Source organism: Streptomyces anandii JCM 4720 (assembly GCF_014650655.1).
GTDB lineage: Bacteria > Actinomycetota > Actinomycetes > Streptomycetales > Streptomycetaceae > Streptomyces > Streptomyces anandii.
Genome location: NZ_BMVJ01000018.1, coordinates 79,620 through 103,725, shown reverse-complemented (window position 1 = coordinate 103,725; position 24,106 = coordinate 79,620). Strand labels below are relative to the sequence as shown.

General features: G+C 70.6%; 21 protein-coding genes. 9 read left to right on the top strand and 12 right to left on the bottom strand.

The annotated features are described in order from the left end of the window. The 3 genes from IE249_RS38640 to IE249_RS27195 form a co-directional block, all read right to left on the bottom strand. Positions 1–192, bottom strand: a 192-nt coding sequence (locus IE249_RS38640) for an ATP-binding cassette domain-containing protein (RefSeq protein WP_229859360.1), incomplete at its 3' end; no start/stop codon positions are given. Further along, the gene (locus IE249_RS27200; protein WP_189708863.1) at positions 189–1,106 is read right to left on the bottom strand and encodes an ABC transporter permease; all 918 of its coding nucleotides are present in this window, start codon (positions 1,104–1,106) and stop codon (positions 189–191) included. The genes IE249_RS27200 and IE249_RS38640, both read right to left, overlap by 4 nt. Then, positions 1,096–2,070, bottom strand: coding sequence for an ABC transporter ATP-binding protein (locus IE249_RS27195; protein WP_189708953.1), 975 nt, complete (start codon positions 2,068–2,070; stop codon positions 1,096–1,098). Before IE249_RS27195 ends, IE249_RS27200 begins: the two co-directional genes overlap by 11 nt. Positions 2,071–2,296: 226 nt before the next feature. Here IE249_RS27195 and IE249_RS27190 point away from each other — a divergent pair, with 226 nt between their 5' ends. The 5 genes from IE249_RS27190 to IE249_RS27170 all read left to right on the top strand — a co-directional run bounded on the left by IE249_RS27190 (position 2,297) and on the right by IE249_RS27170 (position 7,190). After that, on the top strand, positions 2,297–4,054 hold the full coding sequence (locus IE249_RS27190; protein ID WP_189708861.1) for an SDR family oxidoreductase: 1,758 nt from the start codon (positions 2,297–2,299) through the stop codon (positions 4,052–4,054). Positions 4,055–4,228: 174 nt separating this feature from the next. Continuing rightward, positions 4,229–4,777, top strand: coding sequence for an RNA 2'-phosphotransferase (locus IE249_RS27185; protein ID WP_189708859.1), 549 nt, complete (start codon positions 4,229–4,231; stop codon positions 4,775–4,777). 11 nt (positions 4,778–4,788) lie between these two features. After that, complete coding sequence (locus IE249_RS27180; RefSeq protein ID WP_189708857.1) at positions 4,789–5,250, top strand: hypothetical protein; 462 nt, start codon at positions 4,789–4,791, stop codon at positions 5,248–5,250. Positions 5,251–5,290: 40 nt separating this feature from the next. Next, a complete protein-coding gene (locus tag IE249_RS27175) occupies positions 5,291–6,193 on the top strand; it encodes an LLM class flavin-dependent oxidoreductase (RefSeq protein WP_189708855.1) in 903 nt (300 codons plus the stop codon). A gap of 70 nt (positions 6,194–6,263) precedes the next feature. Next, positions 6,264–7,190, top strand: coding sequence for an HAD hydrolase family protein (locus IE249_RS27170; RefSeq protein ID WP_189708853.1), 927 nt, complete (start codon positions 6,264–6,266; stop codon positions 7,188–7,190). A gap of 3 nt (positions 7,191–7,193) precedes the next feature. Here IE249_RS27170 and cydD read toward each other — a convergent pair whose 3' ends face one another. The 4 genes from cydD to hisC form a co-directional block, all read right to left on the bottom strand. Next, positions 7,194–10,727, bottom strand: a complete 3,534-nt coding sequence (gene cydD, locus IE249_RS27165) for a thiol reductant ABC exporter subunit CydD (RefSeq protein WP_229859358.1) — start codon at positions 10,725–10,727, stop codon at positions 7,194–7,196. A 52-nt stretch (positions 10,728–10,779) separates the two neighbouring features. Next, entirely contained in the window at positions 10,780–11,784 is a 1,005-nt protein-coding gene (cydB, locus tag IE249_RS27160; RefSeq protein WP_189708849.1) for a cytochrome d ubiquinol oxidase subunit II, read from the bottom strand. Positions 11,785–11,804: 20 nt separating this feature from the next. Next, positions 11,805–13,313 (bottom strand): cytochrome ubiquinol oxidase subunit I, encoded by a 1,509-nt coding sequence (locus IE249_RS27155; RefSeq protein WP_189708847.1) that lies wholly within the window; start codon positions 13,311–13,313, stop codon positions 11,805–11,807. 252 nt (positions 13,314–13,565) lie between these two features. Beyond that, complete coding sequence (hisC, locus tag IE249_RS27150) at positions 13,566–14,645, bottom strand: histidinol-phosphate transaminase (RefSeq protein ID WP_189708845.1); 1,080 nt, start codon at positions 14,643–14,645, stop codon at positions 13,566–13,568. Positions 14,646–15,065: 420 nt separating this feature from the next. On the opposite strand from hisC, the gene IE249_RS27145 reads away from it, so the two are divergent. From IE249_RS27145 to IE249_RS27135, 3 genes are all read left to right on the top strand, one after another. Next, a complete protein-coding gene (locus IE249_RS27145) occupies positions 15,066–16,178 on the top strand; it encodes a LacI family DNA-binding transcriptional regulator (RefSeq protein WP_189708843.1) in 1,113 nt (370 codons plus the stop codon). Between the two features lie 203 nt (positions 16,179–16,381). Further along, a complete protein-coding gene (locus IE249_RS27140; protein WP_268249724.1) occupies positions 16,382–17,563 on the top strand; it encodes a metallophosphoesterase in 1,182 nt (393 codons plus the stop codon). A 192-nt stretch (positions 17,564–17,755) separates the two neighbouring features. Then, entirely contained in the window at positions 17,756–18,619 is an 864-nt protein-coding gene (locus IE249_RS27135) for a hypothetical protein (RefSeq protein ID WP_189708839.1), read from the top strand. 51 nt (positions 18,620–18,670) lie between these two features. Here the strand turns inward: IE249_RS27135 and IE249_RS27130 are convergent, their stop codons facing one another. Further along, the gene (locus IE249_RS27130; protein ID WP_229859380.1) at positions 18,671–18,826 is read right to left on the bottom strand and encodes a thiamine biosynthesis protein ThiC; all 156 of its coding nucleotides are present in this window, start codon (positions 18,824–18,826) and stop codon (positions 18,671–18,673) included. Between the two features lie 50 nt (positions 18,827–18,876). Here IE249_RS27130 and IE249_RS27125 point away from each other — a divergent pair, with 50 nt between their 5' ends. Then, positions 18,877–20,442: a recombinase family protein gene (locus IE249_RS27125; protein ID WP_229859357.1), complete on the top strand. Its 1,566-nt coding sequence runs from the start codon at positions 18,877–18,879 to the stop codon at positions 20,440–20,442. Between the two features lie 138 nt (positions 20,443–20,580). Here the strand turns inward: IE249_RS27125 and IE249_RS27120 are convergent, their stop codons facing one another. The 4 genes from IE249_RS27120 to IE249_RS27105 all read right to left on the bottom strand — a co-directional run bounded on the left by IE249_RS27120 (position 20,581) and on the right by IE249_RS27105 (position 24,083). Next, on the bottom strand, positions 20,581–21,939 hold the full coding sequence (locus IE249_RS27120) for a replication initiator (protein WP_189708947.1): 1,359 nt from the start codon (positions 21,937–21,939) through the stop codon (positions 20,581–20,583). A 298-nt stretch (positions 21,940–22,237) separates the two neighbouring features. After that, complete coding sequence (locus tag IE249_RS27115; RefSeq protein ID WP_189708837.1) at positions 22,238–22,435, bottom strand: hypothetical protein; 198 nt, start codon at positions 22,433–22,435, stop codon at positions 22,238–22,240. Further along, positions 22,432–23,733 (bottom strand): FtsK/SpoIIIE domain-containing protein, encoded by a 1,302-nt coding sequence (locus tag IE249_RS27110; RefSeq protein ID WP_189708835.1) that lies wholly within the window; start codon positions 23,731–23,733, stop codon positions 22,432–22,434. The genes IE249_RS27115 and IE249_RS27110 overlap by 4 nt, the downstream gene beginning before the upstream one ends. Beyond that, positions 23,733–24,083 (bottom strand): SCO3933 family regulatory protein, encoded by a 351-nt coding sequence (locus IE249_RS27105; protein ID WP_189708833.1) that lies wholly within the window; start codon positions 24,081–24,083, stop codon positions 23,733–23,735. The genes IE249_RS27110 and IE249_RS27105 overlap by 1 nt, the downstream gene beginning before the upstream one ends. Between the last annotated feature and the right edge of the window lie 23 nt (positions 24,084–24,106).

The window sequence follows — 24,106 nt, the reverse complement described above, 5'->3', positions numbered from 1 at the left end:
CTGTCCGTCGAGCGTGACGGAACCGGTGGAGGGCGCGAGGAAGCCGCCCATCATGTTGATCAGCGTGGACTTGCCGGCGCCGTTGGGGCCGAGCAGGCCGGTGACACCGGGGCCGATCGTCATGGTGATGTCGTTGACGGCGACCACGTTGCCGAACCAGCGGGAGACGTGGTCGATGCTGAGGGTCGTCACAGTCCCACCTTCTTGTAGCGGCGCAGCAGGAGGCCGTATGCGGCGGCGATCAGGCCCAGGACGACGAGGACGTAGACCGCGCCCTGCCCGCTGCCGGGGCCGACGGCGCCGGGTGCCGAGGACGTCGCACCGAGGAAGGCGGTCTGCACGCCGTCGATGAGGGTGACCGGCGAGAACAGGCCGATCCAGGGGATGGCGCCGGTGTTGTTCTGGGCGTCGGCGATGGCCTGGAGCGTGGACACCGCGCCGTAGGAGATGATCAGCACGGCGATCACGGCGGCTATGCCGAAGCCGCGGCGCGGGGTGACGGCCGCGATGACCAGGCCGATGCCCGCGAAGAGCAGCGAGAGCAGTGCCACGGAGACGAGTCCTTCGGCGAATCCCTTGGTCTGGTCGGCGAAGTCCAGCTTGGCCAGCAGCGCGCCGATGTACAGCACGAGGAGCGGCGCGGCGGTCAGGACGAACATCGCCGAGGCCAGTGCCGCGTACTTGGCGCGGACGTAGTCGGCGGTCTCTATCGGGCGCGAGAAGTACAGCGGCACGGTCTTGAAACGCAGGTCGCGCGAGACGGACTGGGGTGCCTGCGAGGCGACGTACAGGCTGATGACGCCCTGCATGATGATCGCGTAGCGCGTGTACTCGACGGGCAGGTCCTTGGCCTTGGTGGCGACCGCGACGGCGACCATGATGGCCGCGGGCACGCACATGACCACGAACAGCAGCATCGGCAGGACCTTGGACTTCGCCGAGCGGCCGAGACCGTAGGAGCCGCGCAGGGACTGCGAGTACAGCGAGCGGCGGGCATAGGCGCGGCCGAGGCGGGGTCCGTCGTAGTTGCGGTACCCGATGTTGTGGATGCGGGTCTGGTCGCCGGAGGGTGGCACCGGTGATGCCAGGGGCTGCTCAACCGCCATGGCCGACCGCCTCCTTCCGCTGCTCGTCGTGCTGTTCGTCGCTGTCCCGGAAGACCTCCGAGATGTGGTGCCGGCGCTGCTCCATGCGGACCAGGCCGAGGCCGAGGTCGGCGATCACGTCCCGCACCAGGTCGTAGGTCTCCTCGCCCTTCGCGGTGAGCAGCAGGACGTGGCCGGAGCCCGGCAGGCCGGTGCCGTGCTGGGTCTCCACCCCGCGCTCGTGGAGCGCCTCGCGCACCGCGCGGGTGCCGTCCGGGTGCTCCTCGCTGTCGGTGACCTCGATGGCGAGGGTGGTCGTGGTCTGCGTGAAGTCGGTGGTGGAGCTGGAGCGCAGGAGCTTGCCGCCGTCGACGACGACCACGTGGTCGCAGGTGCGCTCGAGTTCGCCCAGCAGGTGGGAGGTGACCAGGACCGAGATGCCGAAGTCGGTGTGGATGCGGCGGATCAGGCCGAGCATCTCGTCGCGGCCGACCGGGTCGAGGCCGTTGGTCGGCTCGTCGAGGAAGACGAGCTGCGGGTCGTGCACCAGGGCCTGGGCGAGCTTGACGCGCTGCTTCATGCCGGTGGAGTAGCCGCCTATGGGGCGGTACCGCTCCTCGTACAGACCGACGTGGCGCAGGGTGTCCGCGGTGCGCTCGCGGGCGGCGGTCGGGGGCAGGCCGGACATGCGCGCCATGTGGACGACGAACTCGGTGGCCGAGACGTCGGGCGGCAGGCAGTCGTGCTCCGGCATGTAGCCGACGCGCTCGCGGATGGCGGCGCCCTTGGTGGCGACGTCGAGGCCGAGCACCTCGGCGCGGCCCTCGGTGGCGGGGGACAGACCCAGCAGGATCTTGATCAGTGTGGACTTGCCGGCTCCGTTGGCGCCGACGAGTCCCGTCACACCGGGTCCGACGTCCACGGAGAGCCGGTCAAGCGCGGTCACCCGGGGGAACCGCTTGCTCAGGCTTTCGGTCGCGATCACAATCACGTCTTCGACTCTAGTGACGTGCGCCACGCGAATCGTCAGACCCGAGAGCCGTCTTGCCGTCAGCCTCGAGTATTACGGGGCCCTAGGGGGCACAGCTCTCAGGTCTTACCCGACGTGGGACATTCCGCCCGCCTCACGCCCTGTTGACGTTCGGTCTAACGACTGCGACAGTCGCCGGACGGGATTCCGAGGGGGAAGCCGGCACAGGGAGGCGGCACACGTGACGTCACTGAAAGACGCGCGGGAGCGCTGGATTCACACCGGTGGGGTCGAGCTGTGCGTGGCGGAACTGGGCGACCCGGCCCGGCCGACGGTCGTCCTGGTGCACGGCTACCCCGACAGCAAGGAGGTCTGGTCGGAGGTGGCCGAGCGCCTCGCCGGCCGCTTCCACGTCGTCCTCTACGACGTCCGCGGCCACGGCCGCTCCACCGCGCCCTCGCCGCTGCGCGGTGGCTTCACCCTGGAGAAGCTCACGGACGACTTCCTGGCGGTCGCGGACGCGGTCAGCCCCGGCCGGCCGGTGCATCTGGTCGGGCACGACTGGGGCTCGGTGCAGAGCTGGGAGTTCGTGACGGTCAGGCGCACCGAGGGCCGGATCGCCTCGTTCACCTCCATGTCCGGGCCCTCCCTCGACCACTTCGGTCACTGGATCGGCCAACGTGTCAAGCGCCCGACCCCGCGCCGGGTGGGTCAGCTCCTCGGCCAGGGCGCCAAGTCCTGGTACGTCTACCTGCTGCACACCCCGAAAGTGCCCGAACTGGCCTGGCGCGGCCCGCTCGGCCGGGCCTGGCCGAAGATCCTCGCGCGCACGGAGCGGATGCCGCGGGGCGACTACCCGACCCGGTCCCTGCCCCGGGACGCGGCGCACGGCGCATGGCTGTACCGGGACAACGTGCGGCCCCGGCTGCGCAGCCCGCGCACGGACGCCCGCGCCCACGCCCCCGTCCAGCTGATCACGCCCCTTCACGACGCCTTCCTGTCGGAGCGGCTCTACGACGGCCTGGAGCAGTGGGTCCCACGGCTGGTCCGCCGCACTCTTCCGGCCAGGCACTGGGTCCCGCGCACCCGGCCCGACCAGCTGGCCGCGTGGATCACGGAGTTCGTCACCGCCACCGAGGACGGACGGCCGGAGCCCGCCGTCACCGGCAAGCACGCCGAACGCTTCGGCGGGCAGCTCGTCCTGGTCACCGGCGCGGGCAGCGGCATCGGGCGGGCCACGGCCCTCGCGTTCGCAGCCGCCGGAGCACGCGTGATCGCCGTCGACCGGAACGCCGAGGCCGCGGTGGCCACCGCCGAGCAGTCACGGCTCGCCGGCGCCCCGGCCGCCTGGGCGGAGACGGTTGACGTCTCCGACGAGCAGGCCATGGAGAAGCTGGCCGACAAGGTCGCCGCCGAGTACGGCGTGGTCGACGTGCTGGTGAACAACGCCGGGGTCGGACTGGCCGGCGCCTTCTTCGACCACACCGCCGAGGACTGGAAGCAGGTCCTCGACGTCAATCTGTGGGGCGTGATCCACGGCTGCCGGCTCTTCGGCGGCCGGATGGCGGCGCGCGGGCAGGGCGGTCACATCGTCAACATCGCGTCAGCCGCCGCCTACCAGCCCTCCAGGGCGCTGCCCGCCTACAGCACCTCCAAGGCGGCGGTGCTGATGCTCAGCGAGTGCCTGCGCGCGGAACTGGCCGGGCAGGGGATCGGCGTGACGGCGATCTGCCCCGGCTTCGTCAACACCGGCATAACGTCGGCCGCGCACTTCGCGGGCGTGGACGCCGAGGAGGAGAAGCGCCGGCGGCGGCGCAGCGCCCGGCTGTACGGGCTGCGCAACTATCCGCCGGAGAAGGTCGCCGACGCCGTCGTGCGCGCGGTGGTGCGCAACGAGGCGGTGGTGCCGGTGACCCCGGAGGCCCGGCTCCTGCACGCGATGTCCCGCTTCGCGCCAAGAGCGCTGCGCAGGCTCGCGCGGGTCGAACCGCGGCTGTGACCGTCGAACCGCGGCTCTGACCGGCGAGGGACCCGTCCACGAAGGGCCCCGCACGGGGCCGGTTGTCCACAGCATCGCCGATTCCGGCTGTGGACAACACGGCTGGGCTGTGGACCAAACCTCCGCGGCGAAATTCACCTGCGTGATCCGTGTCTCGCCCGGCACCCTGGTGGGATGGACGAAAGACGCCTCGTCAAGGTCTCGAAGTACCTCTCCAAGCACCTGCGCCACCAGCCGGAGCGCATCGGGCTCACCCTCGACCCGGCCGGCTGGACCGAGATCGACGCGCTGATCGCGGCGGCGAGCGCCCACGGGTTCCGGTTCACCAGCGAGGAACTGGACGAGGTGGTCGCCGGCAACGACAAGCGGCGCTTCGCCATCGAGGGCACTCGCATCCGCGCCAGCCAGGGCCACAGCGTCGAGGTCGAGCTCGGGCTGCCGCCGGCGACCCCGCCGCCGTACCTCTACCACGGAACGGTGGCCCGCAGCCTGGAGGCGATCCGCACCGAGGGGCTGCGGCCCATGAACCGGCACGACGTGCACCTCTCGCCGGACCGGGAAACCGCGGCACGGGTCGGCTCCCGGCGCGGCCGACCGGTCGTTCTCGCCGTGGACGCCGGCGCCATGCATCGCGAAGGGCATGTCTTCCACGTCAGCGCGAACGGCGTGTGGCTGACGACGGCGGTACCCGCGCGCTATGTCCGGTTCCCCGAGGGCCACTGACGCCGTCCGGCATGATCGGCCGTATGGACGACCATCTGCCCAGCACCGAGGCCGCCGTCACCGCCTGCCGCGCCATCGCCGACGAGTACGCCCGCGAGATGTCGGTGACGCACGACATCGGCGCCGATCAGACCTCCCGCCGCAGCGCCGCGGGCGTCGGCGTCACCACCGACCCGGACGGCTCGCTGCCGCACGAGGCCTTCGTCGAGTTCGGCGGGCTGCCCCGGGTGACCGTCCGGCTCTTTCCCGAGGACGACGCCCTGATCACCGTGGAGGGCATCGACTTCCCCGACCTGCCCCGTGACGAGGTGCCCGCCTTTCTGCATGCCGTATTCGGCGACAGGGCCTATGTGAAGGCACGGCGCTTCCCGCCCGGCTACCGCCTCGTCGTGCCCCTGCCCGCCGATCGCACGTACAAGGAGTACGTCCCGATGTTCGGCCTCAGTCCGTGGCTGAGCAGCCGCGTACGTTGATGTTTCACGTGGAACGTCCTCCGCCCTTAGGCTCGGGTCCATGAGTCTGCGCCTGAGCACCGTGATCCTTCCCTACCGCCGCTGGCACGAAGGCGGCCGTGCGGCCTGGACACGTGCCGAGGAGCTGGGCTTCCACACGGCGTACACCTACGACCACCTGTCCTGGCGCACCTTCCGGGACGGCCCGTGGTTCGGCGCCGTGCCGACGCTGACCGCCGCCGCGGCGGCGACCGAGCGCCTGCGGCTGGGCACCCTGGTCACCTCGCCGAACTTCCGCCACCCGGTCACCCTCGCCAAGGAACTGATCTCCCTGGACGACATCTCCGGCGGCCGGATCACCCTCGGCGTCGGTGCGGGGGGCACCGGCTTCGACGCAACCGCGCTCGGCCAGGAACCCTGGACACCCCGCGAGCGCGCCGACCGCTTCGCCGAGTTCGTTCCCCTCCTCGACCGGCTGCTGACCGAGGACGCGGTGTCCTACGACGGCGACTTCTACTCGGCGCACGAGGCGCGCAACATCCCCGGCTGCGTGCAGCGGCCCCGGCTGCCGTTCGCGGTGGCGGCCACCGGCCCCCGCGGACTGCGGCTCGCCGCGCGGTACGGGCAGGCCTGGGTGACCACAGGCGACCCGAAGCTGTACGAGAACGGCACCCCGGAGCAGTCGGTGCAGGCCATCCGCGGACAGGCCGAAAAGCTCGCCGACGCCTGCGCCTCCCTCGGCCGGGACGTCTCGGAACTGGACAAGGTGCTGCTCACCGGATTCACCCCGGACCGCTCACGTCCCCTGGAGTCCCTCGACGCGTTCGTGGACTTCGCGGGCCGGCACCGGGAGCTCGGCTTCACCGAGATCGTGATCCACTGGCCGATCCCCGACTCGGACTTCGCGGCCGACCAGAAGATCTTCGAGCGGATCGCCATGGAAGCGCCCACTCAGCTGGCGTGACCGGGCCGATTGCTCACGTGACAGAGCCGACTACTCAGATGTGCGCACTCCAGCACGACCGTGCGGGCATATGCGGGACAATGCCCCGGTGACCTCAGCGACTCGAAAGCCCGAGCCCCCGGCCTCTCTCAAGCTCTCGGCCTCGTTCGACCAGAAAGGTGCCCCCGTCGTGCCGCCGCGGCTGATCGCCACCGACCTCGACGGAACCCTGCTGCGCGACGACAAGTCGGTGTCCCCGCGCACGGTCGCCGCCCTGGCCGCGGCCGAGGAGGCGGGCATCGAGGTCTTCTTCGTGACCGGCCGCCCGGCCCGCTGGATGGACGTCGTCAGCGAACACGTGCACGGCCACGGTCTCGCCATCTGCGGAAACGGCGCCGCCGTGGTCGATCTGCACGGCGGTGCGGGCTCCCACCGGTTCGTGAAGGTGCGCGACCTCGCCCGGGAGAACGCGCTGGACGCCGTCGGGCTGCTGCGCGACGCCGCGCCGGGCACGGTCTACGCGGTCGAGCAGACGTACGGCTTCTACCAGGAGCCGGACTATCCCAAGCTGCACATGGAGATACCGGACACCCTCGCCCCGGCCGAGGAACTGCTGGCGCCGGACGGGGCCGGCACCGGCCAGCCGATCCTGAAGATCCTCGCCTACCACCCGACGCTGGACCCGGACGCCTTCCTGACCGTCGCCCGGCTCGCCATCGGCGGGCGCGCCACCGTGACCCGCTCCAGCCCCAGCGCGCTGCTGGAGATCAGCGGCCCGGGCGTCTCCAAGGCGAGCACGCTCGCGCTGTGCTGCGCCGAGCGCGGCATCTCGCACGAGCAGGTCGTCGCCTTCGGCGACATGCCGAACGACGTCGAGATGCTCACCTGGGCCGGCCGCTCCTACGCCATGGGCAACGCCCACCCGGACGTGCTCGCCGCGGCCTCCGGCCGGACGGTCGCCAACAACGAGGACGGCGTCGCCGTCGTGATCGAACGCCTGCTGGGGGAGCGGAGGTAGCGGTTACCGCGCCGCGACCAGCAGTTCCGCCTCACTCTCGCGTTCGATCATCTCGCGCAGCGGCCCCGGTACGGCGGCCAGTTCCGCGTACGGCCCCCGCTGGACGACACGCCCCGCGTCCAGCACGAGCACCTCGTCAACCGCCTCCAGCCCGGCCAGACGGTGGGTGATGAGCAGGGTCGTACGGCCCTCGGTGGCGGCCAGCAGATCGGCGGTGAGCTCGTCGGCGGTGGCCAGGTCCAGGTGTTCCGCGGGCTCGTCGAGCACGAGGACGGGGAAGTCGGCGAGCAGCGCCCTGGCCAGCGCCAGCCGCTGCCGCTGCCCGCCGGACAGCCGGGCGCCGTGCTCCCCGACGAGCGTGTCGAGCCCGTCGGGAAGGGTGCCGGTCCAGTCGAGCAGCCGGGCCCGCGCGAGCGCGTCCCGCAACTCGGCCTCGGTGGCGTCCTTCCTCGCCAGCAGCAGGTTCTCCCGCACGGAGCTGTCGAAGAGGTGCGCGTCCTGAGCGCACAGCCCGACGAGCCGCCGTACGTCGTCGCCGTCCAGCGCGGTGGCGTCGACGCCACCGAGGGTGTACGTGCCCGCCTCCGCGTCCAGGAACCGCAGGAGTACCTGGGCGAGTGTCGTCTTGCCGGACCCGGACGGGCCGACCACGGCCACCCTGCGGCCCTTCTCCAGGGTCAGGTCGAGCCCGGCGAGCGCCGGGCGGTGCTGACCGGCGTGCCGGGCGGTCAGGCCGGTCACGCCGAGCGGGAACGGCGAGGCGGGCGCCTGCCGCGGCCGCTCGGGCTCACGAACGGGCACGGGAGCGTCGAGGACCTCGTACACGCGCTCCGCGCTGCGGCGGACCCGCTGACGGTGCTGGACGGCCAGGGGCATGCCGAGGACGGCCTCGAAGGCGGCCAGTGGGGTGAGCACGACGACGGCCATGGCCACGCCCCCGAGCCGGCCTGCGGCGACCGCCTGAGCGCCGACGAGGGCCGCCGCGGCCACCGTCAGCCCCGAGACCAGCGCGGTGAGCCCGTCCCCGAGCGCGGTGGCCGTGGCGCCGCGCGAGGCGATCCGGGTGAGTACGGAGTCGGCCCGCCGCGCCTCGGCGGTACGGGCGGGCAGGGCCCCGGCGACCGTCAGTTCGGCCGTACCGGTGAGCAGGTCGCCCACGCGGGTCGCCAGGGCGCCGCGGGCAGGGGCCAGCCGGTGCTCCGCACGGCGTGCCACGGCCCCGGTGAGCAGCGGGACGCCCGCCCCGGCCGCGAGCAGTCCGGCCGCGAGCACCGCCCCCGCCTCGGGCAGCAGCCACGCCGTGAAGGCGACCGAGGCGGCGGACACCGCGAGGGCCGCGCCTGCGGGCAGCAGCCAGCGCAGCCAGTAGTCCTGCAGGGCGTCCACATCGGCGACGAGCCGCGTGAGCAGATCGCCTCGGCGGGTCCGGCGCAGTCCGGCGGGGGCCAGCCGCTCCAGCCGCCGGTAGACGGCGACCCGTGTGTCGGCCAGCATCCGCAGCACCGCGTCGTGCGAAACCAGCCGCTCCCCGTACCGGAAGACGGCCCGCCCGATGCCGAAGGCCCGCGTCGCCGTGACGGCCACCATCAGGTAGAGCACCGGCGGATGCTGGGAGGCGCGTGAGATGAGCCAGCCGGAGGTGGCCATCAGGCCGACCGCGCTGCCGAGGGCGAGGGCGGCGAGCAGCAGGGCGAGGGCGAGACGGCCGCGCCGGGCGCCGGACATCGCCCGCACGCGGGCGAGGACGTCTCCGCCGGCCTTCGCGGAGCCGGCTCCGGCCTCCGCCGGAACATCCGTGGCAGCCCCTTGGACGCTGCGTGCCGCCGTCCCGGCCTCCCGTGGCGCCGGGGATGCCGCACAGGCTCCGGACGACGGCGGGGCGTCCGCGGGAAGCTCTCCGCCTTCGAGCCGCACTACGCGGTCCGCCACGCCCAGCAGCGCCGGCCGGTGGACGACGAGCAGCACCGTCCGCCCGGCGGCGAGCCTGCGCACCGCTTCCACGACCTCGGCCTCGGTGGCACCGTCGAGCGCGGCGGTCGGCTCGTCGAGCAGCAGGACGGGCCGGTCCGCGAGGAACGCCCGGGCCAGCGCGAGCCGTTGCCGCTGCCCGGCGGACAGCCCGCCGCCGTCCTCGCCGAGCACGGTGTCCAACCCGTCTGGCAGGGCGTCGACGAACTCCAGAGCGCCCGCGTCCTTCAGCGCCCGGCGCACGGCGGCGGCGTCGGCGTCGGGCCGGGCGAGCCGTACGTTCTCGGCGATCGTCCCGGCGTACAGGTGGGGCCGCTGGGGCACCCAGGCGACGTGTGAGCGCCACCGCCCGGGATCGGCCTCCGTGAGATCCACTCCCCCGATCCGTACCCGGCCCCCGGTGGGCGGTACGAACCCGAGCAGGACGTTCAGCAGGGTCGACTTCCCGGCGCCGCTGGGTCCGACGAGCGCGACCGTCTCCCCGGGCCGCACCGTGAGGGACACGTCGGTCACGGCGTCCGTGGACCGGCCGGGGTAACGGACGCTCACGCCCTCGAAGGCGAGCGCCGCCCGCACCGGGACGGCCTTGGTGCCGGTCTGCGGCAGCGGTGTCTCCAGCACGGCGAAGATGTCCTCGGCCGCCGCCAGTCCCTCCGCCGCCGCGTGGTACTGGGCGCCGACCTGGCGCAGCGGGAGATAGGCCTCCGGGGCCAGGACGAGGATGACCAGGCCGATGTAGAGGTCCATGTCGCCGTTGACCAGCCGCATGCCGATGGTCACGGCGACGAGGGCGACCGACAGCGTGGCGAGCAGTTCCAGGGCGAAGGAGGAGAGGAAGGCGATCCGCAGGGTGCGCATGGTCGCCCGCCGGTATTCGGCGGTGATGCGCCGGATCGACTCCGCCTGCGCCTTGGCCCGGCCGAACACCTTCAGGGTAGGCAGCCCCGCCACCACGTCCAGGAAGTGCCCGGACAGCCGTGACAACAGCCGCCACTGACGGTCCATACGGGACTGCGTGGCCCAGCCGATCAGCATCATGAAGACGGGGATGAGGGGCAGGGTTCCGACGATGATGGCCGCCGAGACCCAGTCCTCCGTGACGATCCGCGCCAGCACGGCCGCGGGGACCACCACGGCCAGGCCCAGCTGCGGCAGATAGCGGGAGAAGTAGTCGTCCAGGGCATCGACACCCCGCGTGGCCAGCGCGACCAGCGATCCGGTCCGCTGTCCGCTCAGCCAGCCGGGGCCGAGCGCCGCCGCGCGGTCCAGCAGCCGCCCCCGCAGTTCGGACTTCACCGCCGCGCCGGCCCGGTGGGCGGCCAGTTCGGTGAGCCAGGACACCAGCGCGCGGCCGAGGGCGACGGCCACCAACAGCAGCAGGGGAGTGCGCAGTTCGGCGACGGTGAGGTGGTGCTGGAAGGCACCGACCACCACCTCGGCGATGAGCATCGCCTGGGCGACGACCAGGCCGGCTCCGAGGGCGCCGAGGCCCACGACCGCGATCAGGAAGACCCGGGTGGCTCGGGCGTAGCGGAGGAGACGGGGATCGATCGGTTTCACGTGAAACATGCCCTTCGGTCCACAGGGGTGTGTTTCACGTGAAACACACCCCTCTTCGGACTCAGTGCGCGGCTTCGGCGAGGTGCTGTGTGCCGATCCGCTTGCGGAAGACCCAGTAGGTCCATCCCTGGTAGAGCAGGACGATCGGCGTGGCGATGCCCGCGCACCAGGTCATGATCTTCAGGGTGTAGGGACTGGAGGAGGCGTTGGTCACCGTCAGGCTCCAGTCAGCGTTGAGCGTGGACGGCATGACGTTCGGGAACAGCGAGAGGAACAGCATCGCCACGGCGGCCACGATCGTGACGCCCGACAGCGCGAACGACCAGCCCTCGCGTCCCGCCTGGTTGGCGACCAGCGCGGCCACGAGTGCGAGCACGGCCACGACCAGCGCCACCAGGCTCCGGCCGTTGCCCGTGTCGGCCTGCGTCCACAGCAGGAAGGCGAGCGCCACGACGGCCGTGAGCAGACCGAGGCGCAGGGCCAGTTTCCGGGCCCGCTCCCGGATGTCACCGACGGTCTTCAGGGCCGTGAACACCGCGCCGTGGAAGGTGAACAGCGTCAGCGTGACCAGCCCGCCGAGCAGTGCGTACGGGTTGAGCAGGTCCCCCACGCCGCCCACGTACTCGAGGTTCCGGTCGATCTTCACACCCCGGACGATGTTGCCGAAGGCCACGCCCCACAGGAAGGCGGGGATCAGCGAACTCCAGAAGATCGCGGTCTCCCAGTTGCGCTGCCAGTTCTCCTCGGGCCGCTTGGCCCGGTACTCGAAGGCGACACCCCGGACGATCAGACAGACCAGGATGACGAGCAGCGGCAGGTAGAAGCCGGAGAAGAGCGTGGCGTACCACTCGGGGAAGGCCGCGAAGGTGGCGCCGCCCGCGGTGAGCAGCCACACCTCATTGCCGTCCCAGACGGGTCCGATGGTGTTGATCAGCACCCGCTTCTCGGGCCGGTTCCGAGCGAGCAGCTTGGTGAGGATGCCGACCCCGAAGTCGAAGCCCTCCAGGAAGAAGTAGCCGGTCCACAGGACGGCGATGAGGACGAACCAGACGTCGTGCAGTTCCATGGCTGTGCGGCTCCCTTGGCCTAGTACGAGAAGGCCATCGGCTTGTCGGCGTCACGGACGTCGCCGCCGAGCTTCGTGGGCGGATTGAGGTCGGCCTCCGTGAGCTCGGGCGGGCCGGCCTTGACGTACTTCGCGAGCAGCTTCACCTCGACGACGGCGAGGATGGCGTAGAGCAGCGTGAAGACGGTCATCGAGGTGATGACCTCCCCCTGGGAGACACCGGGGGAGACCGCGTGCCGGGTCTGCAGCACGCCGTAGACGACCCACGGCTGGCGGCCCATCTCGGTGAAGATCCAGCCCCAGGAGTTGGCGATCAGCGGGAAGGCCAGCGTCCAGACGGCGATGCGCCAGGACCACTTGGTCAGCTGGGGGTCGAGGGCCTTGTTCCGGAGCAGGACCAGGTGCGGCACCTCGTCCTCGCCGACCCGCAGGTGCTGGGGCAGCATGAACTTCTTACGGGTGAGCCAGAGTCCGGCCAGACCGATGGCGAAGGACGCCATGCCGAAGCCGATCATCCAGCGGAAGCCCCAGAAGGTCACCGGGATGTTGGGCCGGTAGTCGCCGGGCCCGAACTTCTGCTGCTCGGCCTTGTTGACGTCATTGATGCCGGGGACGTACGAGCTGAAGTCGTCGTTGGCCAGGAAGGACAGCAGTCCGGGGATCTCGATGGCCACCGAGTTGTGGCCCTTCTCGACGTCGCCGTAGGCGAAGACCGAGAACGGCGCCGGCTTCTGGCCGTCCCACAGGGCCTCGGCCGCCGCCATCTTCATCGGCTGCTGCTTGAACATCACCTTGCCGAGGACGTCGCCGCTGACCGCGGTGAGCAGACCGGCGATGACGACCGTGACCAGGCCGAGCCGCAGCGAGGTCTTCATCGTGGTGACGTGCTTCTTGCGGGCGAGGTGGAAGGCGGCGATGCCGACCATGAAGGCGCCGCCGGTCAGGAAGGCCGCGGAGAGTGTGTGGAAGACCTGGCTGAGGGTCGTGTTCTGGGTGAGCACCGCCCAGAAGTCGGTGAGCTCGGCGCGCCCCTTGGCCTTGTTGATCCGGTAGCCGACGGGGTGCTGCATCCAGGAGTTGGCCGCGAGGATGAAGTACGCGGAGAGGATGGTGCCGATCGACACCATCCATATGCATGCCAGATGGATCTTCTTGGGCAGCTTGTCCCAGCCGAAGATCCACAATCCGATGAACGTGGACTCGAAGAAGAAGGCGATCAGGGCCTCGAAGGCGAGCGGGGCACCGAAGATGTCACCGACGAAGCGGGAGTAGTCCGACCAGTTCATGCCGAACTGGAACTCCTGCACGATGCCGGTGACCACGCCCATGGCGATGTTGATCAGGAAAAGCTTGCCCCAGAACTTGGTGGCTCTGAGGTACTTCTCCTTGTCCGTGCGCACCCATGCGGTCTGCAGCCCGGCCGTGAGGGCGGCCAGCGAGATCGTCAGGGGAACGAACAGAAAGTGGTAGACGGTCGTGATGCCGAACTGCCAGCGCGCCAGTGTCTCCGGCGCCAAAGCCAGGTTCACGTCGTCACTCTCCTTACGCCGCCGGGGTCTCAGCGGCGGTTTGCCCCGGTACGGCCTGCACAACAGGGCAGCAATCGGACTAGCTTGTGAACGCGTTCACATTCACAAGCAATTATGACTCACCGGATTTCCCGGAACGACGGGGGGTCCCTGTGACGTGGATCGCTCAAACACCTGGAGGGCCCCGCGCCGAGTGCGCGGGGCCCTCCAGGGCCCGTCGGACCGCTCAGTACCGGCGAGCGGCGGAAGCCGTCACGCCTCCCTGCGGAACGCCTCCGCCGCCTTCAGGAAGATGTCGTTCCCCTCGGCCTCGCCGATCGTCACCCGCACGCCCTCACCGGCGAACGGCCGGATCACCACACCCGCCTGCTCGCAGGCCTCGGCGAAGGCGGTCGTACGCTCCCCCAGCCGCAGCCACACGAAGTTGGCCTGGGTCTCGGGCACCGTCCAGCCCTGCGCGCGCAGCGCGTCGACCACGCGGATGCGCTCGCACACCAGCGAGCCGACCCGGCCCAGCAGCTCGTCCTCGGCGCGCAGCGAGGCGATCGCCGCCTCCTGCGCCAGCTGGCTCACGCCGAAGGGCACCGCCGTCTTGCGCAGCGCCGCCGCCACCCGCTCATGGGCGATGGCGAAGCCGACCCTGAGCCCCGCGAGGCCATAGGCCTTGGAGAACGTGCGCAGCACGCAGACGTTGGGGCGCTCGCGGTACAGCGTCACGCCGTCGGGCACCTCGGGGTCACGGATGAACTCGCGGTAGGCCTCGTCGAGCACCACCAGGACGTCGGCCGGCACCCGGTCGAGGAAGCGCTCCAGCTCGGCCCGGCGCACCACCGTGCCGGTGGGGTTGTTCGGGTTGCAGACGAAGATCAGGCGGGTGCGGTCGGTGATCGCGTCCGCCATCGCGTCCAGGTCGTGCACGTCACCCGGCGTCAGCGGCACCTGGACGGAGGTCGCCCCGCTGATCTGCGTGATGATCGGGTAGGCCTCGAAGGACCGCCAGGCGTAGACGACCTCGTCACCGGGGCCGCTGGTCGCCTGGATCAGCTGCTGCGCGACCCCGACCGAGCCGGTGCCGGTGGCCACGTGGGAGGCCGGCACGCCGAAGCGTTCGGCCAGCTCGGCGGTGAGGGCCGCGCACCCCATGTCCGGGTAGCGGTTGAAGGAGCAGGCGGCCGCGGTCACCGTCTCCATCACGCCCGGCAGCGGCGGGTAGGGGTTCTCGTTGGACGACAGCTTGTAGGCCACCGGACCGTCGGCCGCGGCGGGCTTGCCCGGCTTGTAGGTGGGGATACCCTCCAGCTCGGCACGCAGCTTCGGGCTCGTCTCGCTCACCGCAGTCCTCCTCGTGACCACACCGGCTTTCCAATACTGCTCACCTTAAGAGGATTGGGCGCCGCTGCGTATGGGTCGGGAGAGATCACGATCGGCGGGGCGAATCACATCCGTCACACCGGCATCAAGGGCACCACCGTACGAAGGTGTACGAATTGGGGGGCGTGCCACACATATATCTACGCGCCGGTGGCTCACGCCGTGGCGCGCATCCCCCGTGCAGGTGAGTTGAGACCTCTTCGAAACATGACGGGCTCGGCAGGCCCATGCACGCCGACACGCCGCGTACTGGCATTGAATCGCCTAACTTACTTGCTTTCAAAGGCAGTTGACGCCTGATGACCATGCAGAAACGTGCCTGTCAACGCGTGCATATGCGTCCGCACTACCCCACCGCATGAGCCCTACTATCGGCTCGCCATGACAGCAGCAGGGAAGCACCAGGTGAGCCGCGCGGAAACCTCCCGTCGAGGCAGCCGGCCGGGCCGAGCGGGCATCAGAGACGTGGCCGCCGCCGCCGGAGTCTCCATCACGACCGTCTCCGACGCCCTCAACGGTAAGGGCCGGCTCCCGGACGCCACCCGACGCCATGTGCGCGAGGTCGCCGACCGGCTGGGGTACCGCCCCTCGGCCGCGGCCCGGACCCTCCGTACCGGCAAGTCCGGCCTCATCGGCCTGACCGTGACGACGTACGGGGATGAACCTTTCACCTTCACCGAGTTCGCCTACTTCGCCGAGATGGCCCGCGCCGCCACCTCCGCCGCGCTCGCCCGGGGTTACGCCCTGGTGATCCTGCCCGCGACCTCGCGCCACGACGTCTGGTCGAACGTCGCACTGGACGGCACGGTCGTCATCGACCCCTCCGACCAGGACCCGGTCGTCAGCGAGCTGGTCCGCCAGGGCTTACCGGTGGTCAGCGACGGCCGCCCGGCCGGCACCCTCCCGGTGACCGCCTGGGTCGACAACGACCACGAGGCCGCCGTCCTCGACATCCTCGACCACCTCGCCGAGGCCGGCGCCCGCCGCATCGGCCTGCTCACCGGCACCACGACCGACACGTACACCCACCTGTCGACCACCGCCTACCTGCACTGGTGCGAGCGCGTCGGCCAGGACCCGGTGTACGAGGCCTATCCGGCCCACGACCCCTGCGCGGGCGCCGTCGCCGCCGACCGGCTGCTGGCCCGCCCCGACCGCCCGGACGCCGTCTACGGACTGTTCGACCCCAACGGCACCGACCTGCTCGCCGCCGCCCGCCGCTACGGCCTGCGCGTCCCGGAGGACCTGCTGCTGGTCTGCTGCAGCGAGTCCACGGTCTACGCCAACACCGAGCCGCCCATCACCACCCTGTCCCTCAAGCCGCGGCGCATCGGCACGGCGGTGGTCCAGCTCCTGATCGACGCCATCGAGGGCGTCGACTCCGACCAGCCGGTCGAGCAGGTCATACCGACCGAGCTGATCGTGCGCACGTCGTCCCAGCGGCGGCCGCCGCGCACGACCGTCAGCCCGCCGCGCGCGCCGGAGGGGCGGTAGACGCACCGAAGGAGCAGGACGAACAGCCGGTCGTGGGACCGCCGAAGAGTGCCCAATCGGGGCGAAAGCCCCGGTGAACCTGAGGACTGCTCCGATTCACCACCCCTGGGTCATCACATGGCGCGATCCGCATTCCTATGATGGGCCCACGACACCGCGGGCCGCTGCGACCAGGCAGTCCGAAGCGGTGCAGATGCGGCGCGATGGTGGAGGGGTCGATGACTCAGGGGGCCGGTCAGGGGCCCGAGATGGAGCGCACGGCGACGCTGCGCGACTTCCGGGTGCCCGCGTACGTCAACGAGACCGGTCCGTACGCCCACAGTCCGCACCCGGCCGAGACGGGCCCCTACGACGGCGGCCCGCGCCCGGCCGAGACCGGCCCGTACGCCGGCACGACGCGCGCCGCCGATACCGCCCCGCCCGTCGAGGAGGGCCGCCCGGCGGCTCCGGAGGGCTACCCGGACGCGTACACGCCCACCCAGCGCGACCTGCCCGTCATCAACCGCACCGACACCGTCCAGGTGACCGTCGACCCGGCCCCGGCCCCGGCGGCGCAGCCCGGCACCGGATCCGGCCCGCTGTACGTCGTCGGAGACGTGCACGGCTATCTCGACCAGTTGGTCGCCGCCCTCCAGGAGAAGGGCCTCGTCGACGCCGCCGGCCAGTGGTGCGCGGGCACGGCGCGGCTGTGGTTCCTCGGCGACTTCACCGACCGCGGCCCGGACGGCATCGGCGTCATCGACCTGGTGATGCGGCTGTCCGCGGAGGCCGCCGCAGCCGGCGGCTACTGCAAGGCCCTCATGGGAAACCACGAGTTGCTGCTGCTCGGCGCCAAACGCTTCGGCGACACCCCCGTCAACTCCGGCGCGGGCACCGCCACCTTCCAGGCGGCCTGGCTGCTCAACGGCGGGCAGAAGTCGGACATGGACCGCCTCCAGGACCACCACCTGCAGTGGATGGCCCGTCTGGACGCCGTCGAGGAGGTCGACGGCTATCTGCTCGTCCACTCCGACACCACCGCCTATCTCGACTACGGCGACTCGATCGAGGCGGTCAACGACACCGTCCGCGAGACGCTCACCCGCAACGACGCGGACGAGGTCTGGGATCTCTTCCGCAAGTTCACCAAACGCTTCTCCTTCCGCGACGACGGCGCCGACGCCGTGCGCTCCCTGCTCGATACGTACGGCGGCACCCGGATCGTTCATGGCCACAGCCCGATTCCCTACCTTCTGGGCGAAGTCGGCTCCGAGGACGGCGAGGACACCGCGGGCCCCGTGGTGGAGGGGCCGCACGTCTACGCCGACGGACTCGCCATCGCGATGGACGGCGGCGTGACCATGGCCGGAAAGCTGCTGGTCCAGCAACTTCCCCTGGAAGGCTGACCGTTCACCGGCGCATCCGAGCGCGCCGGCCGGCACCCGAGGGCCGCCCGGGCCGACGGCCAATTTGTGGAAACCCCCTGTCACCGCGCGCCGTCACGGCTCTACCATCGGCTTATCCGTAGCAGGCTCCCCTCCGTTTCTGCCCGACGGCTCGCCGCCATGCGAGCCCCAAGCCCTACGGAGCATCGGGGGATGCACATGAACAGCGTTCCGCAGCACCTGCTGAGCGAGGACCGCCAGGAATACGAGCGGATCCTCGATGAGGCGCTGCGCTCCGCCCCACACCGCCCGGAACTCGCCGCCGTCGGACAGCGGCTCAACCCCGAACAACTGCGCACCATGGCACTCAACGCCACCGCCCTGATAACGGCGGCCGCGGCGAGCGAGTACCAGCACTACGTGAAGATCCGCGAGGAACTCCGCCGCCCGGCCGACGCCGCCCGGCCGACCCTGCGCGGGCCCGGCACCGCCGAACCGGACGGCGCCACGGTGTCGCTCGCCGCCGCCGTGGGGGAGGTCGCCGAGACCACCGGCGCGGGCGCGGGCGCCGTCGTGGCCGTCCTCGCACCCGTACTCGCCGGCGTCGCCGCGGCCCTCTTCCTCCTCGTCGGCTACGCGCTGAAGATGCTCGACCCGGCCCCCGCCTTCGCCCAGACGATGATCACCACCGGCTGGGTGTTCGGCGCGTTGACCGCGGCGGCGATCCTCGTGGCGGCCGTCGGTCTGCTCCTCACCGCCCTGCGCAACCGCCCCTCGCTGGAGGCCGGGCCCTACGGCGAACTGGGCAAGGAGGTGACCCGCGCCAGGGAGGCCTGGCACGACGCCCTGCTCGAGCGAGGCATCCTGCCCTTCCTGCGCGACGCGCTCGCCGACCCCGGCTCGGCCGCAGTGCGTCCCACGGCACCCTCGGCGCCGGCCGGCCGCATCCCGCAACTGGGCTACGACCGGCCGGGCTTCAGCAGCCCTGACGACGGGCTCCCGGGCGCGCGCCCGAGCTACACCAGCCCGGACTTCACCAGCCCGGACTTCGGAGGCCCCGAGCACCAGCCGGAGTGACGGTCCGCCGCCCGGCCGGGCCGGGACCACGGCGGGTTCACCGCGGTCGGTTCACTCCGTGACCGGCAGGTACACCCGGTTCCCCGCCGCCGCGAACTCCTTCGACTTCTGCGCCATGCCCTCCTCGATCTCCACCGGCGTGGTCCCGTGTTCCCGGCGGATGTCCTGCGAGATCTTCATCGAGTAGAGCATTACTAGAACCGCCACATGCGCTACGGTCGTTCCAGCAGCCCAGACTTGGACCGAGGGGGGACACCGTGGGCAAGCGCGAAGAGGTGATCAGCAAGCTGCGTGGCGTGCCGGAGGGACTGCCGTCCGTCGAGGAGGTACGCGCCATGCTGGCCGCTGATCCCAACCTCAAGTGCGTGGTCTGCTACGCGCGGATCTCGTTCGACGGCCGGGTGAAGGACGCCCACGGGATCGAGGACCAGCACCGGGACATGACGGAGGCCGCACGCCGGTTCGGGTGGCTGGTCGTCTACCGGTACACGGACAACGACAAGAGCGCCAGCAAGGAGAGCGTCGTTCGCGACGACTTCGAGCAGTTGCTCACCGACCTTACGACGGGCACGACGCCGGAGGGATACCCGATCCACGGCGTCATGGCGGTGAACGACGACCGCCTGTACCGGCGCCCGAGCGACTGGGAGCGGTACCTGAAGGCGTTCACCTCACACGAAGGGCGCGTCTACCACGACTCGAACGGCATCCAAGACCTGTACGCCGAGGGGTTCGAGATCAAGGGACTTGTGGGAGTCGCCATGTCCCTCAGCGAGACCAGGAAGAAGCAGCGGCGGAGCCGGAACAGCCATCGCAGCCGGGCGATCCGTGGGCAGTCCGTCTCGGCGTGGCGCCCCTTCGGGTGGGAAGACGACAAGATCACGCTGCGCCAGAAGGAGGCAGACGCCATCCGGAAGGCTGTGCACGACGTGATTGCCGGCGCCTCCATCTCCGAGATCACACGGCAGTGGAAGGAAGCCGGATACCTCACGAGCCGTGGGAACCCCTTCCAGTACCAGACCGTCAAGCAGGTCCTGATGAACGCACGGCTCTGTGGGTACCGCGAGATCAAGGGAGAGCTTGTCCGCGACGGCGACGACCAGCCGATCGTGGGCGAGTGGGAGCCCGTCATCACGCCGAAGCAATGGTTCGCTGTGACGGCCAAGATCAGGGAGCGTGGTGGCGGAACGGGCATGCCACGTGGTGGCCTGGTTCACAAGTACTTGCTGACAGGCATCCTCCGCTGCGGCCACGTGCTGGAGGACGGCACGGTCTGCAACAACAAGATGATCGGGATCAAGGCGAACGACTGGCTCAAGTACGAGCACGCCTACATGTGCAAGAAGACCGTGGACGGTGGCTGCAACAAGACCTACAAGCGTGGCGACAAGGCAGACGATGCCATTGAGGAGCTGGTGATCGCCAAGCTCGAGCATGACGCGGCAAACAAGGCCCAGGACGTGCCGGACTGGGACAAGGCCGATGCGCTGGAACGTGCCTTGAAGAGCCGCAGGGAGCTTGAGCGCCGATGGCACGACGACGAAGACACGGACGTCGACGATGAGACGTTCTTCCGCAATCTCCCCGTCCTCGAACGCCGGATCAAGGAACTGCGTGCCGACCAGAAGGCCCACGAGGCATTGAGGGCGGAGGCCGAGGAGGCCACCGACGACATCCGTAAGTCGTGGAAGTCGAAGACGCTCACGCAGAAGCGGGAGGCGATCAAGAAGGTGCTGAGCGCGGTGATCGCCGTACCGGGTGGCAAGGGCAACAAGACCTTCGATCCGGAACTGCTCAAGCCCGTGTGGCGGACCTCCGAATGAGCCGAAGTCCCAGGATCTCCCCCACGCTCCGAAGCTGATCGTCGGAGAGTGGGGGAGAGTCGCGTAACTGACGATTGATCCACGCTCGCACCGCCGCCTGCTCTCGCTCCGCCTTGCTCGGCTCCCTCCGCGCAGTACTCAGACAGCACCACCGCCCGGCTGAGAGGATTCGGCCGCCGCCGCTCGATTGATGGCCACGTCCTCTGCCACTCCGGCCGCGATGAGCGCGGCACCAGGGGTGTGGCCGGAGCCGACGTAGCGCCAGTGCGAATCGGTGACCGCGCCAGGGATCTCGGTATGACCGACGTGCTGAGCGCGTTCGGCGCGCAGGGCCGCGTACGTCGTTGAGTAGGCGCGGGATTTGGTGAGGATGTGGCCGCGGTAGCCGAGGCTGTGGATCCAGGTGCGCAGGCGCAGGGATGCGTACTCAGGCAGGCCGCCGAGGCGCCAGCAGGTGCGCATGAGGGTGCGGACGTGTTCGCTCACCGGCGCCGTGTCTATGTCGGCCCGGGTTGTGACCTTGTGGTCGGTGCCGGCGCCTGTTTCGCTCGCTCCTTTGGTGACGTACTTCGCGACGTACGCGGCTACCGCGTCATCACCGGACCCGGCGCTGTCAGCGTGCAGCGGGCGGACGTCGAGTTGAGCACCCCAGCGGAAGACGATTTCGCCCACCGACGGGCTGTACGGGGTGCGGACCAGGACCCGCCCAGCGGACGCGCGTACGGCGTCGGTGAGCCGGTCGGTGGTGCCCCAGGCCGGGGGTTCGTCGGTCGGTCCGTCGGGGCCGTCGAGGCGGATGACGGCATGCACGTGGACGGCCGCCCGTTTCTGGTACTCGGCGACGCGTGCGAAGGACAGTCGGGCGTGGTCGGCGAAGCCGGACTGTACGAGGCCGACGGAGGAGGCCAGGCGGCGCCGGACGTCGATGACGAACCGGTCCCACAGCTTGGATGCGTGCGCGTGCCACAGGACGTGTCCGTTGTAGTCGTAGCAGTCAGGGCACAGGGGTTGGCCGATGAGGGGGTCGGTCGCAGCGTGCTCGGTGCCGCAGCCCAGGGGGCGCCCGTGTTCGCACGCGCCACCGTCACGACGAGGACGGCAGCGTTCCCCGGCCCGGTGTACGGGTCCGAAGGACGGCGCGGTCAGGGTGACGAAGAGCCGGGGCCGGTTGCGAACGGCTGTGGGGACGTTCTTGCCGCCCATCAGGCCCGCGCGGACGAGGTGGAAGGTGTCGCCGGCGTGGAGGCGGGAGCAGGGGGCGCAGACGGTTGCCCGGCGGTTGCGGCAGCGGACGAGGAGGCGTTCGCCGGGTTCGTCGCGGGTGTCGTACTGGCGGAGGATCTCGCCGGTCGTGCCGTCCAGGGTGGTGGTGGAGCCGGAGAGGTGGACGGGGTGGGCGCAGCCGCCGGTAGCGGTGATCTGCTCCAGCCAGCGAGAGAAGTGCGGATCTTGGGCGATGCGGATGGCGTCACGGTCTACTTCGGATAGCTGACGCAGGCGCGCCGCGCGGTCGAGGACGGCGCGCCTGTCAGCCGGGGTGATCTCCGGGGTGATGGTGGTGACCTTCCGGGGTGGGCCGCCGTAGCGGCACAGGGGGTGGTGGGTGGTGCGTGGTCGGTCATGGGGACCACCTCTCTTGCTCGGGTCGGTGGGCGGGTGTGGTCAGCGGATGGTTCCGGTGCCCCGGCAGACGCGGCAGCGGCGCAGCCGTCCGGTCCAGGTCCTCCGGGCTCCGTCGCCCTTGCAGTGCGGGCACCTCACGCGAGGCATGGGCATGGTGGTGTGTCCTCTCTGCTCAGGTGTGGGAGAAGCCGCTGATGACCCAGGTGACGAGGCCGTGCACGGTGTAGACCACGGGGGTCTGACCGAGGTAGAGGCCGAAAAGGCCGACGCAGATCGCTTCCCAGACCCGCACGTCGCGGGAGCGGACGAGGAGAACGGTGATGATCCCGAAGACCACCGCGAACGTGAACGCTGCACCCTCGCTGATCACTTGTTCTCTCCTTCCAGCGCCGCCACGGCGCGGACGACGGCGGGCAGTTCCGGGGTCATGGCGGAGTACCTCCGGGCCGTCGCGACGGCCTCATCCGTGGGGGTCAGGTGCGAGCGGGCACGGCTCCAACCGCCGTCCAGTCCGGTGCACACGGCGACCCCGCGTTCCTCCGGTGTGATCGCTTGGGCGACGGCCACGGCGTCCTTGTTGAGATCGCCCAGGGTCATCTCTGCCGTGCCGGGGTCGTTGACGCGGTGGCAGATACGGCCGCCGAGCTGAGCCCGCAGCGCGGTGACACCGGAGCCGAGGTCGGACCCGACACGCTGCCCGGCGACGACCAGGTGCAGGCCGAGTGCCGCCCCGAGCTGGGCGATGCGGAGCAGGAGCGTGGAGCATTGTTCGGCTTCCGCCTTGCTCTCACGGGTGCCGTCGGACAGGTACAGTTCCGCGATCTCGTCGACCAGGACGACGACCGGCACGGGCCGTAGCTTGTCGGGCAGTTCCCAGACCGAGCGCACGCCGGCCGTGCGGCAGGCGTTCATCCGTTCCTGCATGTCGACGACGAGCGCGGAGAGCACGGCGACCGCTTCGCGTCGGCAGGTGGCGAGCGCGCTGAGCCGCCCGGCGAACAGACCGAGTTCCATACCGCCCTTGCAGTCGATGCCGACCAGGGCCACGTGTTGCGGGGCGAGCTGGGTGATCAGCCGGGCCAGCAGGGTGGACTTGCCGGAGCGGGTGGCCCCGGCGATGAGCCAGTGCGGGACGAGCCGGAGGTTCATCACCCAGGCGCCGCCGGTCTCCAGTGCACCGATGAGCGCTGAGAGGAGTTCGGCGGGGGCGGTGGCTAACCCGGGCAGCTGGAGCGGGTCCGTGGCCATCGCGGCCAGCAGCACCATGCCGCGTTCCGGCGAGGTGACCCGCACCGCGTACACCCGCCACGCGTGGACCAGGGCATCAGCCGCCTTCATGTACGTCGCCGGGGTCTGGCCGGCGTGCAGACGCACGGTCACCGTCAGCCCCAGCCGGGTGGCTCGCGGGAACGAGGCTCTCGGGGCTATCGGACGGACCGGATCCCCCTTGACCACCAGGTCACCGAGCAAGCCGCGGGGCGGACGACGGGTGACGGCGAGGTCATTGAGCATGGCGACCTTGCGCCAGGTGAAGACCACCCGGCACGCGGTGACGGGGTAGCCGACCAGGTACCAGTGCCAGGCCGGACGGTGCCGGCGCACCAGGTCACCGACGACGAGCATCCAGGCCAGCACCGCGAGCGCGAAGGCGAGGAGGATCGGCCCCATCAGGCATCACCGCCCTTGCCGTGCGCGGCAGTACCGCCATGCACAGGCGTGATCGCGTCGGCCCGGAAGCTGACGCCGTGCCGGTCGCCCATGGCCCACATGAACGCCGTCAGTCCGGTGACCTTGACGATCTGTCCTTCCTCGATGCCCTTGGGTTCACCGGTCACCGCGATCTCGATGACGGAGATCCGCCGCCTGTCCTGCCGCACGGTGACGGCCACGGTGAACACCGGGTTGCCGTCCCGGTCCCTCTTCACCTCCTGTGTCTCGGGGTTGCTGATCTTCGCTTCCGGCGCGATGGCGCACCGCAGTACGCCCAGCCGCGCCGTGTCCACGGGAATGGACTGCATGTTTCTTCGGCCTCCCTGGCCAA